18 protein-coding genes are annotated in these 14981 nt (G+C 65.8%); 10 read left to right on the top strand and 8 right to left on the bottom strand.

Annotated elements, in window-relative coordinates; genetic code table 11:
- From VH88_RS15000 to VH88_RS14990, 3 genes are all read left to right on the top strand, one after another.
- Positions 1-1011: ABC transporter permease (locus VH88_RS15000; protein WP_045811962.1), on the top strand; the 1011-nt coding region annotated here is incomplete at its 5' end.
- Positions 1008-1763, top strand: a complete 756-nt coding sequence (locus tag VH88_RS14995; protein WP_039248125.1) for an ABC transporter ATP-binding protein — start codon at positions 1008-1010, stop codon at positions 1761-1763. The genes VH88_RS15000 and VH88_RS14995, both read left to right, overlap by 4 nt.
- Positions 1764-1796: 33 nt before the next feature.
- Positions 1797-2801, top strand: coding sequence for an HlyD family secretion protein (locus VH88_RS14990; protein WP_045811955.1), 1005 nt, complete (start codon positions 1797-1799; stop codon positions 2799-2801).
- A gap of 23 nt (positions 2802-2824) precedes the next feature.
- Here VH88_RS14990 and VH88_RS14985 read toward each other — a convergent pair whose 3' ends face one another.
- Positions 2825-3622: a crotonase/enoyl-CoA hydratase family protein gene (locus VH88_RS14985; protein ID WP_045811954.1), complete on the bottom strand. Its 798-nt coding sequence runs from the start codon at positions 3620-3622 to the stop codon at positions 2825-2827.
- Between the two features lie 116 nt (positions 3623-3738).
- Entirely contained in the window at positions 3739-3891 is a 153-nt protein-coding gene (locus VH88_RS16335; RefSeq protein WP_017505113.1) for a hypothetical protein, read from the bottom strand.
- Positions 3892-4047: 156 nt separating this feature from the next.
- Between VH88_RS16335 and VH88_RS14980 the strand changes: the two genes are divergently transcribed.
- A complete protein-coding gene (locus VH88_RS14980) occupies positions 4048-4269 on the top strand; it encodes a DUF1289 domain-containing protein (RefSeq protein WP_045811953.1) in 222 nt (73 codons plus the stop codon).
- 75 nt (positions 4270-4344) lie between these two features.
- A complete protein-coding gene (locus VH88_RS14975; RefSeq protein WP_045811952.1) occupies positions 4345-4860 on the top strand; it encodes a TIGR02281 family clan AA aspartic protease in 516 nt (171 codons plus the stop codon).
- Here the strand turns inward: VH88_RS14975 and pgsA are convergent.
- Positions 4857-5501, bottom strand: coding sequence for a CDP-diacylglycerol--glycerol-3-phosphate 3-phosphatidyltransferase (gene pgsA, locus VH88_RS14970; protein WP_026108402.1), 645 nt, complete (start codon positions 5499-5501; stop codon positions 4857-4859). The genes VH88_RS14975 and pgsA overlap by 4 nt on opposite strands.
- 44 nt (positions 5502-5545) lie before the next feature.
- Positions 5546-6169 carry a carbonic anhydrase gene (locus tag VH88_RS14965; protein WP_045811951.1) on the bottom strand — a complete coding sequence of 208 codons (624 nt, stop codon included), beginning with the start codon at positions 6167-6169 and terminating at the stop codon, positions 5546-5548.
- A 68-nt stretch (positions 6170-6237) separates the two neighbouring features.
- On the opposite strand from VH88_RS14965, the gene VH88_RS14960 reads away from it, so the two are divergent.
- Together VH88_RS14960 and VH88_RS14955 are read left to right on the top strand one after the other, a co-directional pair.
- Complete coding sequence (locus VH88_RS14960; protein WP_045811950.1) at positions 6238-6474, top strand: antitoxin; 237 nt, start codon at positions 6238-6240, stop codon at positions 6472-6474.
- Between the two features lie 3 nt (positions 6475-6477).
- Complete coding sequence (locus VH88_RS14955) at positions 6478-6864, top strand: PIN domain-containing protein (protein ID WP_045811949.1); 387 nt, start codon at positions 6478-6480, stop codon at positions 6862-6864.
- 6 nt (positions 6865-6870) lie between these two features.
- Here the strand turns inward: VH88_RS14955 and uvrC are convergent, their stop codons facing one another.
- Genes uvrC through VH88_RS14935 form a run of 4 tightly spaced genes read right to left on the bottom strand, consistent with a single transcriptional unit; the run spans position 6871 to position 10544 of the window.
- Positions 6871-8739 (bottom strand): excinuclease ABC subunit UvrC, encoded by a 1869-nt coding sequence (gene uvrC / locus VH88_RS14950; protein WP_045811948.1) that lies wholly within the window; start codon positions 8737-8739, stop codon positions 6871-6873.
- Between the two features lie 16 nt (positions 8740-8755).
- Positions 8756-9202 (bottom strand): DMT family transporter, encoded by a 447-nt coding sequence (locus VH88_RS14945; RefSeq protein WP_017505105.1) that lies wholly within the window; start codon positions 9200-9202, stop codon positions 8756-8758.
- A gap of 31 nt (positions 9203-9233) precedes the next feature.
- Entirely contained in the window at positions 9234-10097 is an 864-nt protein-coding gene (locus tag VH88_RS14940; RefSeq protein WP_045811961.1) for an alpha/beta hydrolase, read from the bottom strand.
- A gap of 60 nt (positions 10098-10157) precedes the next feature.
- A complete protein-coding gene (locus tag VH88_RS14935; RefSeq protein ID WP_369796299.1) occupies positions 10158-10544 on the bottom strand; it encodes an NUDIX domain-containing protein in 387 nt (128 codons plus the stop codon).
- A 328-nt stretch (positions 10545-10872) separates the two neighbouring features.
- Here VH88_RS14935 and VH88_RS16330 point away from each other — a divergent pair, with 328 nt between their 5' ends.
- The 3 genes from VH88_RS16330 (at position 10873) to VH88_RS14925 (ending at position 14978) form a co-directional block, all read left to right on the top strand.
- Positions 10873-12240, top strand: coding sequence for a TonB-dependent receptor (locus VH88_RS16330; RefSeq protein ID WP_197071105.1), 1368 nt, complete (start codon positions 10873-10875; stop codon positions 12238-12240).
- Complete coding sequence (locus VH88_RS16325; protein WP_197071104.1) at positions 12195-13949, top strand: hypothetical protein; 1755 nt, start codon at positions 12195-12197, stop codon at positions 13947-13949. Before VH88_RS16330 ends, VH88_RS16325 begins: the two co-directional genes overlap by 46 nt.
- A gap of 267 nt (positions 13950-14216) precedes the next feature.
- Positions 14217-14978: an SDR family oxidoreductase gene (locus VH88_RS14925; protein WP_045811947.1), complete on the top strand. Its 762-nt coding sequence runs from the start codon at positions 14217-14219 to the stop codon at positions 14976-14978.
- The last annotated feature ends 3 nt before the right edge of the window (positions 14979-14981 follow it).

Below are 14981 nucleotides of genomic sequence, written 5' to 3'. Positions count from 1 at the left end.
TTCATAATGCAGCCCGGCGCCAAGAGCCTGATCGGCGGGCCGTCGGGCGTGCCCCGCCGGTTCATCCCCCTGGCCTACAATCACCCCGAGGTGGTCGAGGTCATGCCGCTGGACGGGGCCGGCGGCACCTTCCAGAACATCAAGAACGTCGATCCGACCAAGAGCCAGGCGGACAATGCGTCGCAGGGCGCGCCGCGTCAGAAGTTCGTCCAGGCCAGCATCATCGACACCCGTCCCGGCTCGGTGACCATCCCGACCGACTATTCGCAGGAACTGGTCGATGCGTTGCGCCAACCCTACACCGTGGCGGTCGACGAGACAGCCCTGACGACCCTGGGCGTGAAGCTGGGCGACAAGGCCCTGTACAACGGCCAGACCGTCACCGTCGTCGGCGTGACGCGCGGCTATCCCAATATGATGCAGCCGGGCGTGGTCATGTCGCGCGACACCCTGCGGATGCTGGGCCAGGCCGACACGGGTCCGCGCGTCGGTCCTTTGATGGTCAAGCTGCGTGATCCGGCCCGCGCGCCCATCGTGGTGGCCCAGCTGAACGCCATGGGCGCCGGTCAGTGGAAGGCGTGGACCAAGCAGCAACTGGCTGACGCCAACGCCGGCGCCATGTTCGAGGAAGGCATCCTGGTCATCATCATCGGCGGCTGCGTCGTGCTGGGGATCATCATCGGCGTGGCCATCACCTGGCAGACCCTGCGCGGCGCCATCATGGCCAACATCAAGGAGTTCGCCTCTCTGCGGGCCTTGGGCGTCGGCATGGGGTCGTTGCGTCGGATCGTGGTCGAGCTGAGTTTCTGGGTCGGCGTCGTCGGCGTCATCGCGGCCATCGTCCTGACCTGGCTGGTGTCGCTGCTTGCGATGATGGGGGCGGTGATCATCGCCCTGCCGCTGTCGCTGCTGATCATCGTGGGCATCGGCCTGATCGCCATCGCCATGGTGTCCGGCCTGCTGTCGCTGGGCATCCTCAAGAACAGCCAACCGGCGGACCTGTTGCGATGAACGTTCATACAAAGGTTCACGGCAAGCACGGCGACTTCGCTATCGAGGCCAAAAGCCTGGTCAAGCGGTTCAAGTCCGGCAAGGCCTGGGTGGACGTGCTGAAGGGCGTCGATTTCGATGCGCGGCATGGCGACCTGACCATGGTCATGGGGCCGTCCGGCTCGGGCAAGTCCACCCTGATCGCAGCCCTGTCGGGCCTGCTGAAGCCCGAAGAGGGCCGGGTGGACGTGTTGGACGTCGACGATCTGTGGAAGCTGTCCTCGGGTCGGATCGACAAGTTCCGCTTGGATAACTGCGGCTTCATCTTCCAAGGCTTCAACCTGTTCCCCGCTCTGACGGCCCTTCAGCAGGTCGAGACGGTGCTGAAGTTCCAGGGGCTGACCGCGGGCCAGGCCAAGAAGCGCGCCACGATCGCCCTTGAAGAGGTCGGCCTGGGCCACCGTCTGCACCAGAGGCCGGCGGCCCTGTCGGGTGGTGAAAAGCAGCGCGTCGCCATCGCCCGCGCCCTGGCCAAGGATCCTAAGATCCTGTTCGCCGACGAACCAACCTCGGCCCTGGACGGCGAGAACGGCCAGGTGGTCATCAAGCTGCTTCGCCGCGCCGCCACCGAACACGGCGCCGCCGTCATCTGCGTGACCCACGATCCACGCCTGGAGGCCTGGGCCGATCGGGTCATCCACATCGAGGACGGCAAGATCCTGGACGACCAGCGCCGCATCCCCGATCCGAACGCCATCCTGGCGTCCCACTAACCGACACGACGATTTCCTTAGGACGACACGCCAATGCCCGGCTTTCTGAAGAAAAAACGCACCTGGATCGGCCTGCTGCTGGTGATCGTGCTGGCGGTCGGCTTCATGCTGTTCCAGTCCGCCGCCAAGACCAAGAAGGCCGAGCAGGAAAAGGCGGCGGCGACCAAGGTCGACAGCCCCTATGCGGCCATCGCCAATGGCAAGGTCGACGTCGAGGGCGGCATCATCCAGATCGCGGCCCGTCGCGGCGGCATCGTCCGTGACGTCCTGGTTCAGGAAGGCGATCGCGTCGTCGCCGGTCAGATCCTGGCCCGTCAGGAAGACGACGAGGCGCGTCTGGCGGTTCAGTCTGCGGCCGCCGCCGTCAGCCAGGCCGAAAGCCAACTGGCCCAGATCCGCGTGGATATCCGCACCGCCCAGCGCGAGCAGGAGCGCCTGCAACGCCTGGTCGCCACCAACTTCGTCGCCGCCCAGCGCATGGACCAGGCCCAGGACGCCATCGCCACCGCCCAAGCCCGCCTGGGGTCGCAGGTCGCCGCCGTCCAGACCGCGCGCGCCCAGCTGGATCAGGCCCGCTACAATCAGGAACTGACGGTCATCCGCGCGCCGACCAACGGCCGGATCGTGCGCCGTTACGCCAACCCCGGCGCCGGCGCCTCGACCCTGAACGTCTCCAACATGTTCGATCTGGAACCCGACGCGCCGCGCATCGTCCGCGCCGAGGTGGTCGAAAGCGACCTGCCGAACCTGACCGACGGCCAGGCCGTCGAGATCAGCCCCGAGGGCGACGCCAGCAAGGTCTACATCGGCGCCGTCATGCGTCGGGCCGCCGTGTTCGGCGCGCGCAAACTGGCATCGGATGACCCCTCGCAGCGCAGCGACGAGCGGGTGGTGGAAGTGGTCGCCTCGGCCGGCGATGCGCCCCTGCTGATCGGACAGCGGGTGCTGGTCAAGTTCATGAAGCCGGGCGAGACCGCCGGGGCCAAACGCGCGGTCGCCGCCGGCGTCGGGCCCAGTGAGGCGATGAAGACGAAATAAGACGTCGGATCGGCGGCCCAGCCCTAGTTTCCGGTGAAATCGCCCGGCCGCTTTTCCAGCACGGCGGCGACGCCTTCCTGATGGTCCTCGGTAAGGTGGGCCAGGGCCTGCATCGCCGCCGACATCTCCAGCATCTGGTCGAAGGTCGTGTCGCGGCCCTGACGCAACAGGGTCTTGGCCATGCGCAGGGCCTGGGGCGGTTGGGCCGCGACCTGGGCGGCGACGGCCAGGGCCTCGGTCATCAGGTCGTCGTGCGCGACCACGCCTTTGACCAGTCCCCATTCAGCCGCCGTGGCGGCATCGATGGAGCGGGCGGTGAACAGCAGTTCGGCGGCGCGGGCATAGCCGATGTTGCGCGGCAGCAGCCACGATCCGCCGTCGCCGGGAATGATGCCCAGCTTCAGGAAAGGCACGCCGAAGCTGGCGCGCTCAGACGCGATGCGGATGTCCCCGAGCCCCGCGATATCGCAGCCCAAGCCCATCGCCGGCCCATTGACGGCGGCGATCAGCGGAACCTCGAGCCCATACAGCGACCGCACGATCCGGTGGACGACGCGGCGATAGCGTTCGCGGATGGCGGCGCCTGAACCCTCGAACAGGTCGCGCCCGTCCCGCATCGCCGTCAGATCGCCGCCGGCCGAGAACGCCCGACCGGCGCCGGTCAGGACCACGCAGCGGATCGACGGATCAGCGTTGACCCGCTCGCACGCCGCCGCGACCTCGTCGCCGTCCCCCAGATCGGGCAGGGCGTTCAGCCGCGCCTCGCGATCCAGCGTCCAGATCAGGATCGCGCCCCGCTTCTCTTCGGTGATCAGGCCCATGCATCGTCTCCGTCTTGGCACCCGTCATCGACCGCGAACGCCGCGTCAGGCAAGCCCGGAATTGCAAAAGCCCCGGCGAAACCGGGGCTTCTTCAGGCTTTGGACCGAGCGGGCCGTCAGCGTTTCTTGATCGTATAGGGTACGAAGTTGGACGGATGGCTGACCACCCGGCCCGAGTTCGACGGCATATGCCGACTGTTGACCAGCATCCCGCCCCAAAGGGCGAAGGACATCATGGCGTGTTGGAGGTTACGCTCCTTATCGTTCATCTTGGCGTCTCCTTTCGCAGAACGATGAAAAGAGACGCGTCGTACCAATGGGATTCCACCGTCAGTCGTTTCGCGTCATCAGCACATATAAGACAGTTTCGTGATTTTGCAACTTTATTCGTCAGGAGTCGGAGTGATTTTCGCCACTGTGTCACAATGAGCGCGACGACTCCGAACCGGCCCGGACCGCCCAGGGCCATCGCCACGCCCTGCGTCATGGTGTGCGCGGTCGATGGCGAGAGCGGCCTGTGCCTGGGCTGTTTTCGCACCCTGAAGGAGATCGCCGGCTGGCGGGCGCTGAGCGACGCCGAGCGCGCGGCGGTCATGGCCGACCTGCCGTCGCGGCGCAGTCAGGTCGATCCGGCCAAGCTGGGCTAGCGCGGTTCCCGGCTTAAGCTTTCGTCAGCCACGTCGTTTCACCCCATCCAAACGCCGCGCCTTTAAGACAGAGGCATGGTTCGCATCGATACCCAGTCTGTCGTGGTCCTCGGCTTCGCGCTCATGGCGTCGTTCGGCACAGCCGTGACGATCCGCCATCTGGAAGGCGACGGCATGGCCCAGGCGGCGACGCCGGTGGTCGAGGCGGCGATCGGCGCCTCCGGGACCGACGCCCAGGTGGTCAAGGGCGCGGACGGCCACTACTGGGCCGAGGCCAATATCGACGGCAAGGCGGTGCGGGTGCTGGTGGACACCGGCGCCAGCGTGGTCGCCCTGACGCGCGCCGACGCCCTGCGGCTGGGCGTCGATCCGGAACCCGAAGCCTTCACCGGCAAGGTCCAGACCGCATCAGGCGTCGTGCGCGCCGCGCCGGTTCAGCTGAAGACGATCTCGGTCGCGGGCGCGCGGGTGGACCGGGTCGAGGCCCTGGTGGTCGAGCAGGGGCTGGAATACTCCCTGCTTGGCATGAGCTATCTGGGCCGGCTTTCCGCCTTTTCCGCCACGCCGGCCGGGCTGACGCTGCGGCCCTAAAGATCCCGCATCTGGCGACGGGCTTCGCTGAAATACTGCCAGCCGGTCCACAGGGTGATGATGGCGGCGAACCAGATCAGGAAGATGGCGAAGGATTCGAACGCCGGCTGCCAGGCCAGCGGCGATCCGTCGTCGTTCTGCAGGCCCAGGGCGCCCCACAGCAGGGTCAGCTGAAGCGCGGCGAGCGCCACCATCTGCACCGTGGTCTTCCACTTGGCTGCCAGGGTGACCGGCAGTTCGATGCGGCCGGCCATCGTCTCGCGCAGGGCGGAGACGGCGAATTCGCGGAACAGGATCAGGCCGCAGGGCAGGGCGATGCCGGGCAGGGATCCCGAGGCCAGGACGCCCAGGATGGCCCCGGTCACCAGCACCTTGTCGGCGATGGGATCCAGAATGGCGCCCCAGCGCGTGGTGGCGTTCCAGCGGCGGGCGAGGTAGCCGTCGACCCAGTCGGTCGAGGCGGCGATGACGAAGATCCAGAAGGCCCAGACGCTGAACCGCCCCTGGGTCTCCGGCGACAGCCAGGCCTCCAGCGCGCCCGGCGCGGCCCCGGCCATCATGGCGAACATCACCACCCCGGCCGCCAGACGCAGCCCAGTCAGGATGTTGGGAATGGGGTTGGCGCGGTGGGCGGAGGTCATCGTCATGTCCGTTGCAACGCGCCGGGTGTGGCACGGTTCGCCGCTCAATCCAACGGTTCGAACCGGGGCTTGTCGGTCAGGGCCGTAAGCGCGCCCTCGGCGATGCCGAAATGCAGGCCGCTGAGCTGAAGTTCGCCCTTGGCTTCGCGCTCGGCGATCCAGGGGAAGGTGCGCAGGTTCCGGATCGACAGCCGCACGATGGCCTCTTCGGCGGCGCGTTCCAGTTGGTCGGGGTCGACGGTTTCGGCGACGTGCTGGACGACGGGGGCGCCTTGGGCGATCCAGGGGGCGACGAAATCGGCGACGATTTCAGGGGCGCCGTTGATCATGGCGTTGACCCCGCCGCAGTGGGCGTGGCCCATGACTACGATCCGCTTGACGCCCAGCACCTTGACCCCGAACTCCAGCGCCGCCGACACGCCGTGCAGCTTGCCGTCCGGCTCATAGGGCGGGACCAGGTTGGCGACGTTGCGCACGACGAACAGCTCGCCTGGCTTGGCGTCGAAGATCAGCGCCGGATCGGCGCGGCTGTCGGAACAGGCCACGATCAAAGTGTGCGGCTTCTGGCCCTTTGTCGCCAGGGTTTCGTACTCGGCGCGGGCCGTCGGCCAGTGCTCGGCGCGGAAGCGGCGATAGCCGGCGGTCAGTTCGTCTTCGATGTCGCTCATATTGCGCCTGTAGCGTTTTGAGGGGCGGCGATAAATGGTGTATACATGTCTATACGAAGGAGGTGGTCATGCCCGTCACCAGTCGAACATTCCGAAGCGGCAACAGCGACGCCGTTCGGCTGCCGAAGGAAATCTCGTTCGGGCCGGGGGTCGAGGTCGAGATCGAACGCAAGGGGGATGTCGTCACCATCTCGCCCAAGCAGAAATCCGTCAAAGAGATGCTGGCCAAGCTGCGCAGCCTGCCCAAGCCCGACAGCATCGGCGTGCGCCATGAGGTGGAAATTCCCGAGCGCCCGGGTCTCTGACGCGTGGCCTATCTGCTGGACACGAATGTCGCCATCCACTTGCGCGATGGCGATGCGGTGATCGATGAGCGCGTAGACGCTTTGAGCCCGCCGCTTCTGCTCTCCATCGTCAGCAGGGTGGAGCTGGAGGCCGATCTCGGCCGGATGGACGCCAGCGCCGACGAACGACGAGCGAGACTGGACGCCCTGCTGGATGCCTTGCCGGTGCTGCCCTTCGGCGCGGCCGAGGCGCAGGCCTATCGCAAAATCGTCGAAACCTGCGGCTTCTCGCGGCGAAAGGTGCTCGATCGCATGATCGCGGCGCAGGCGATCACGGCGGGCGCGACGCTGGTCACGCGCAACGGCGACGACTTTCGCGACATACCCAACCTGATCCTGCTGGAGTGGTGACACGGTTCAGGCCTTCCGGAAGAAGGCGTGGATGCGTTCCGCGAGGGGTTGGTTGATGCCGTCGACCTTGACCAGATCGGCCAATGAGGCGCGGCTGACGCCCTTGGCCGAGCCGAAGGCGTGCAGCAGGGCCTTCTTGCGGCCGGGGCCGACGCCTTCGATCTCGTCCAGCGGGTTCTTCTTGATGTCCATCGAGCGACGCTTGGCGTGGGCGCCGTTGGCGAAGCGGTGGGCCTCGTCGCGCAGCCGCTGGAGGTAGTAGAGGGCCGGTGATTTCAGCGGCAGCATGAAGGGCGCCTTGCCGGGCATGAAGAACTTCTCCATGCCGGCGTCGCGATCGGGCCCCTTTGCCACGCCGACGACGGTGATGTCGTCCAGCCCGCCCAGATCGGCCATGACCGCCAGCACCTCCGCCAACTGCCCCGCGCCGCCGTCGATCAGCAGCAGGTCGGGGCGGACGACGTCTTCGCCCTCTTCCTCGTCCTTGACCAGGCGTGAGAAGCGGCGGCGCATCACCTCGCGCATCATGCCGTAGTCGTCGCCGGGCGTCAGGTCCTCGCCCCGGATGTTGAACTTGCGATACTGCGACTTCTGAAAGCCTTCGGGGCCGGCGACGACCATGCCGCCCACCGCATTGGTCCCCTGAATGTGCGCGTTGTCGTAGATCTCGATCCGCTCGGGCCGGCTCTCCAGACCGAAGGCCTCGCACACCTCGTCCAGGATCTTGCCCTGAGCCGAGCTTTCGGCCAGGCGGCGGCCCAGGGCCTCGCGCGCATTCGTCAGGGCGTGGTCGACCAGCGCCAGCTTCTCGCCGCGCATCGGACGGACGATCTCGACCTTGCGGTCCGCCTTCATCGAGAAGGCCTCTTCCAGCAGTTCCAGCTCGTGCGGGCGCACGTTGGACAGGATCAGGCGCGGGATCGGCTTGTCCTCGTAGAACTGGCCCAGGAAGGCGGCCAGGATCTCGGGATCGGTGTCGGTCTTGTCCACGCGCGGGAAATAGGCGCGGCCGCCCCAGTTCTGGCCGGCGCGATAGAAGAAGACCTGGACGCAGGCCTGGCCCCCGTCGGAATGCAGGGCGAAGACGTCGCCTTCGGCCACGCTGTCGGCGCTGACGGAGTTCTCCATGGCGATGGCCGACAGGGCGCGGATGCGGTCGCGCACGCGGGCGGCCTGTTCGAAATCCATCTCGTCGGACGCCGCCTGCATCTCCTTGGACAGGCGGCCGATGACGGCACGCGACTTGCCGCGCAGGAACTGTTCGGCCTCGGTGACCAGTTCGCCATAGTCCTCAAGGCTGATCAGCCCGGTGCACGGGGCCGAGCAACGCTTGATCTGGTGCAGCATGCAGGGGCGGGTGCGGGTCTCATAGACGCTGTCGGAACAGGACCGCAGCAGGAAGGCCTTTTGCAGGGTGTTCAGTGTGCGGTTGACCGCCCAGGTCGAGGCGAAGGGGCCGAAATAGTCGCCGGGCGTCGTGTGGGCGCCGCGATGCTTCCTGACCTGGGGCGCGCGGTGGTCGCGGCGGATCATCAGTTCGGCGAAGGACTTGTCGTCGCGCAGCACCACGTTGAAGCGGGGCTTCAGCTTCTTGATGAAGTTGGATTCCAGCAGCAGGGCCTCGGTCTCGGTGGCGGTGACCACCAGCTCCATCGACCGGGTCTGCGACACCATCAGGCCGATGCGCTGGGTGTGAAAACGCCCCTGCGCATATTGGATGATGCGCTTTTTCAGCGACTTGGCCTTGCCGACATACAGGCACGACCCGTCCTCGCCATACATGCGATAGACGCCCGGCTTGTCCGGCGCCCGGCGCGCCTCGTCGGCGATCAGGGCGGCGGCTTTCAGTTGGGAATCAGGCGTCTCCTCGGTCATCGCGCCCGATATAGGGTCAAGAGCGCCGGACCAGAAGGACGCCGGCCAGAACAAGCCCCACCCCGGCGATGCGGCCGATGTTCAGCGGCTGGCGCGGCACGCCCAGCGCCCCGAAATGATCCAGCGCCAGGCTGAGCAACAGCTGGCCGCCGACCATCAGGGTGATGGTCATGGCCACGCCCAGGCGCGGCACGCCCCAAGCGGCCGCGACCACGAAACAGGCGCCGTAGGCCCCGCCCAGCCAGGCATACCAGGGCAGCGCCCGCGTCGCGGCCATGTCCGGCCGGGTGTGCAGGATGGCCGCCAAGATTCCTAGCACCGTGGTGCCGACCGCAAACGAGATGAAGGCGGCGTTGACCGGGGAGGCCACGGCGGTCGCCAGCTTGGCGTTGGTCGGGGCCTGAAGCGCGGTCGCGCCGCCGGCCAGGATGACGACGAGGATGGCGAGCAGGGACGGGTTCATGGCCCTTGGCTAGCATGGCGACCGCCGATTGTTACCCCCGGATGAAGCGGGCGGCGCGTTCGCCTTCGAGATGGCCGGCGACGCCGAAGTCGCGTTTGATGGTCATGTGGCTGTTGTCCGGCGCAGCGACGACCTCTGCGCGGCCGCCGACCCGGATCAGAGCCTCAGCCAGGCCGCGACTCTGGGTCGTTGAATCCTGCCGCCGGGCGACGTGGAAGATGAGGAAGGGCGGGTAGGTTACGCCGGATCGGACACGCAAGGTGGGCGACAAGGCGGCTGCCTGATCGCCGAATGCCTGATCGTAGGTCCGGTCCAGCCACTGATTGATCGGGCCGGTCCCGCGCGACGCCGTGGCGTCATAGCCGGCGCCATCCAGCAGGATCACATTCGCCAGATCCGACGGCTTCAGCCCGACCGCGCCCAGATAGTTCGGATCGATTCCGACCAGCGCGGCCAGATGGGCCCCGGCCGAATGGCCCAGCAGATAGATCGGCCGTCCGGGCAGGCGGCGCTTCAGATCGGCGACGGCGGCGGCGACATCCAGGGCCGACTCGAGCGCGCTGACGGCGGGCGCCAGCCGATAGCTGGTTGAGGCCAGGGTAAAGCCGTGCCGCTGAGCATAGTCCGGCAGGGCGGCGACATTGGTCCGTTCGCCCCGCGACCAGCCGCCGCCGTGGACGAACATCAAGATCGGTCCCGTCCCTCCGTCCGCATAGAGATCATAGGCCTGAAGCGGGTCAGGACCGAAGGTGAAGGTATGGGCGGGCGCGACGACCGGGCCGGAGGTCGGCATGCGACGCTGTCGACGATCGCTGCGGGTCTGGGCGAGGGCGTGGGAGGGGAGGGTGGCGCTGACGGCCAGGCCGATAAGGGCCAGACGACGCGAAAGAGGCATGGTGCGATCCTTCCGAACAGGCTTGACCATTCTGAAACGCAGCGAGGGGTGGTTTCCGTCTCACCAATCCGGATCGATCGGGGAGCCGTCGAAGATTTCGGCCAGACGCGCGCGACAGCCCCGGTTCACGTCGTCGGGCAGGGCGGAGGGCGAAAACCAGCCGATCTCGGCGATCTCGCCGTGACTGGTGCGTTCGCCCACATCGAAGGCGTCGATGCGGAAGACGGCGACGTGGTCGCCGGGAAAGAATCGCTCGTTGGAATGGATCGAGATCAGGCGCGGCGCCCCGCGCGCGACCAGCCCGGCCTCTTCACGCAGTTCGCGCACCACGGCGGCGTGGGTGGTCTCGCTCCGGTCCACCCCGCCGCCCGGCAGCCACCAGCCCTTGAGATAGGTGTGCCGCACCATCAGCACCCGCCCGCGCGCATCCACCGCCACCGCCCGCACGCCCAGCGTCTTGCCGCGCGTCAGACGCGACCAGGGGAGAACAGTGGACGAGTGAAGGGTTCGACGTGGATGCGCTAGGTCATCGGTGGGCCAACACTATGGAAATTCGCCGTGTTTCAGCACTAGCGTATCCATTTGGGGCCGCAAACGACCTCAAAAAATCGATTTGTTATAACATTGCAATCTGAAGTGTGACTTATGCGTGGCAATATTGGCACGGCGTGACGCTGTTTTATGACGGTCGTGTAATAATCGTGGCGAATGCGGCGCGTCTGCTTAGGCTCCCTTTCACCACACCCGCCCTGGGTGTGCGCCGGGGGCCATCGGCATGGGGATGTCGATCGGTCGTCGGGCTCTTTTCAAGGAGGGGTTCGTTTTGAACAGTCGCAGTATCCGTCAACGCCTTTTGGCCAGCACCGTCGTAGGCGGCGCCTTGCTGGCCGCGATTCCCGTCATGTCGCTGGTCGCCCTGCCGAGCGTGGCGCACGCGCAGTCTCAGACGGGCGCGCTTCGCATTTCCATCCAGGCGGGTGGTCAGCCCGTGGCTGGCGCAACGGTGACCGTTAATTCTTCCGTCAGTCTGGTGACGCGTAGCGGCGTGACAGACTCTGCCGGTTTCGTGCGCCTTTCGGGCCTGGATCCTGCAATCAACTACTCTGTCAATGTCGTCGCGCCTGGCTATGATGCCTTCACTGCGAACAACGTCGCCGTTGTCAGCGGTCAAGAGCGTTCTCTCGGCTACGCCCTTACGGGGGGCGACGTCTCGACCCTGGGCGATATCGTCGTAACCGGCACGTCGCTGGCCTCCGTGGACGTCACCTCTGCGACGGTCGGAACGACGTTGACCTTGGGCGTGGTCGAGTCGCTGCCGACGGGGCGCAGCTATCAAAGCTATCTGCAACTGGTTCCCGGCGTGAAGCCCTCAAGCGGCGGCAACCCGTCCTCGCGCTCCGGCATCAACTATTCGGACATCGGCGGTGCGACCGGCACTTCGACCGATAACGTCTACTATCTGGACGGTGTCGACGTGACCGACCCGTCGACCGGGACGTTCGGAACCAACTTCAACTCGGAAATCATTCAGGAACAACAGGTCATCGTCAGCGGCGTGCCCGCCGAATATGCTGGTGGGTCCGGTCTGATCTCGCGCGTCGTCACCAAGTCCGGCGGCAACGAATTCCACGGTTCGTTAAACTACTACTTCCAGAACGATGGATTGGTCGCCAAGGACGAGCATACCACTTCGGGCGGTTTCTCTACCTATGACACCGCCGCGACCCTGGGCGGGCCGATCATCCGCGATCGTCTGTGGTTCTATGGTTCGTACCAGAAGAAACACCGTGAAGATGAGGTTCTGGACGTCAACAGCGGCAATGTTCTGCGCACCGTCACCAATGACGGCGAATACACCTTCGGCAAGCTGACATGGCAGATCACTGACGATGATCGTCTAACGGCTAGCTATTTCGAAGATCCGACCAGCATCAGCGGATCCAACTCTTCGGCGACCTTGAATAATCGCGATGTAGCGCAGGAGCAGGGGGCAAGAACTATAAGGTCGAATACGGCCGGACCTGGGGCGATCTGCAACTCGGCGCCTATTGGTTCCGTCACGAAGGCGAAGTCACGACGAGCGCTGCGGACCAGTCGGTGCGTGATACCGTCACCTTCCGGAACTCGGCCGGATCGACCCTAGCTCAGCGTCAACTGGGTGGCGCAGGTTCGAATCTGGAAACGCATCGCAACCGCGACGAGTTCGGTCTGAACTTCGAATATTATCTCGACACCGCCTTCGGCAGCCACACCTTCAAGGGCGGCTATATCAACACCGAGAACGTGTATGAGGAAAACGGGACTGTTCCGGGCGGCGTAACCTATCAGTCGCTGGCCCCGATCTATTCGGGCACCACCTACCTCGATTACACGACAGCCAGCGGCGCGAACGCATGGACTGGTCGTGCGATCGTGCAGGCCGACAATGCGCGGGTTCTGGCCGCCATTCAGGGCAACGCCACGGCGCGTGCGGCGGTCGACACCAACCTGGACGGCACCGTCTCCCAGGCCGAATTGAACGCCTATCGCTTCACCAACACGGCCGGCGCGCCCTACGGCAACGTCAATGTCTATCGCGCCCTGCGCACCATCAGCGCGCCATACTCCGTGAAAAGCGAAGGCCAGAGCCTGTATCTGCAGGACACCTGGACCCTCAACCAATTGACCGTCAATGCTGGCGTTCGAGCCGAAAAGTGGGAGCATTTCGCCTCCGACGGCTCCAAGACGGCGACCTTCGATTGGGAATATGCGCCGCGTCTGAGCGTCGTCTATGACGTGCTCGGAGACGGTCGTTCGAAGGTGTTCGGTTTCGCGGGCCGCTATTACGATCCCATCCGTAACAACATGTCGGACTTCGCAGGCGCCCTGACCGGTCCGGTCGATGAAGAGCAGATCAACATCAACGGCACCTGGGTCACCTTCCGCACCCGCGGCGGCGCGACCACGCCGGACGCCCTGTTCTCGCCAGCGACCAAGACGCCTTATACCGATGAGTTCATGCTGGGCGCATCGACCACCTTGGGCTCCAGCGTCGGCCTGACCGCGACGGTCACGCGTCGTGAGACGCGCGACATTCTGGAAGACTTCGATCTGACGCTGTATTCCGACCCGACGCTGACGGCCGCCACGGCGCCCTTCGGTTACGCCTATCCGGGTTCGTTCTACTATCTGCCGTATTCGTACTTCGGCTACGCGTCCAAGCCGAACTCGAACTACGTCATCGGCACGCTGCCGGGCGGAGAGCGCAACTACACCGGCTTCGAAGTCACGGTCACCAAGTTCAAGACCGACAACTGGCAAGGGCAGGCGTCCTATACGTACAACAAGGCCGAAGGGAACTCGAACTCCGACTCCAACGCCGACTTCCAAGGCGACTGGATCGCACTCGACCCCCGCGCGCCCAACATGTACGGACCGCAACCCGGCAACATCGAACACCAGTTCAAGGCGTATGCCTCGTACGACTTTAACTTCGGTCTTCAGGTGTCGGGCGTCTTCAACTGGAACAGCGGCGCGCTCTATACGCCGGCGCAGTTGATCAGCGGCCGCTATCTGCCGCTGATGGACAACGGCTCGACGTCGGGCGGTGTGCAGGACACCTTCGTGCTGCCGAACAACGTCGGTTCGGCGACGGGTCCGTCGTATTACACCTTCGACATGCGCTTCCGTTATCAGCGGCCGCTGCCGATCGGAAACGCCGAACTGTTCCTGGACATCTTCAACATCCTGGACAACCAGGCCGCCACCGCCGAGCAGAAGCTGGTCGCGGGCAGCGGTCAGTACGCCTTCGGCGAAGCCAATGCGTGGGTTCAACCGCGTCGTGCCTATCTGGGTGTTCGCTACACCTTCTGATGAAAATCAGGCTGGGCGTCGCGGCTTGCCGTCTGCGCCCGGCTTGTCTTCAAACCTCAACTGCGGCGGCCGGAAAACTTCCGGCCGCCGTTTCTTTTGCGTTGCGCGGGGCGACGAAGATCGGGTCCGCCCGTCGTTCGGCTTGAACCCCACTCCGTCCCGCTCTAAGCCAAGACGGACAACAGGAGCATTCCATGCTGGCTCTCGGCATAATCTTCGGCTTCATCGCCGTTCTGGCGGCGTTCAACGTGTTCGAGTTCGGTCGGGTTGACTGAGGCGGCTGCTCGCTCCGAACGGGGCGTCGTCCTGGTCACGGGCGGGGCGCGGCGGATCGGGCGGGCCATCTGTCTGAAGCTGGCCCAGGCCGGCTTTGACGTGGCGATCCATCATCATGCGTCGGGCGACGACGCCCGCAGCCTGGCCGACGAGATCGCGGGCCTGGGGCGGCGCGCCTGCCTGTTGCAGGCGGACCTGACGGACGAGGCCAGGGTGCGGGCGCTGATCCCCGCGGCGGTCGAGGCGCTGGGGCCGGTCAGCGTGCTGGTCAACAACGCCTCGGTGTTCGAGGACGACCGGATCGGCGACCTGACGCGCGACAGCTGGGACCTGCATCTCGACACCAATCTGAGGGCGCCGATCGTGCTGTCTGAGGCGTTCGCCGCCCAGGCGGTCGAGGGGGCCATCGTCAACCTGCTGGACCAGAAGGTGCTGAAGCCGGACCCGCGCTTCTTCTCCTACAGCCTGTCACGCAACGGCCTGTGGTGGGCGACCCAGACCCTGGCCCAGGCGCTGGCGCCGGGCATCCGGGTCAACGGGGTGGGGCCGGGGCCGACCCTGCCGTCCATCCATCAGACACCCGAAGACTTCGCCGCCGAGGCGCGCGCCACCCTGCTGGAAACGCCCGGCAGCCCCGAGGCGGTGGCCGAGGCGGTGCTGTGGCTGATTGACGCCCGGATGGTCACGGGCCAGATGATCGCCGTCGACGGGGGCCAGCATCTGGCCTGGCGCACCCCCGACATCCAGGAGTAGCGC

This window comes from Brevundimonas sp. KM4, from assembly GCF_000964075.1.
GTDB classification, from domain to species: Bacteria; Pseudomonadota; Alphaproteobacteria; order Caulobacterales; family Caulobacteraceae; genus Brevundimonas; species Brevundimonas huaxiensis.
This window is presented reverse-complemented; position numbering and strand designations above follow the sequence as displayed.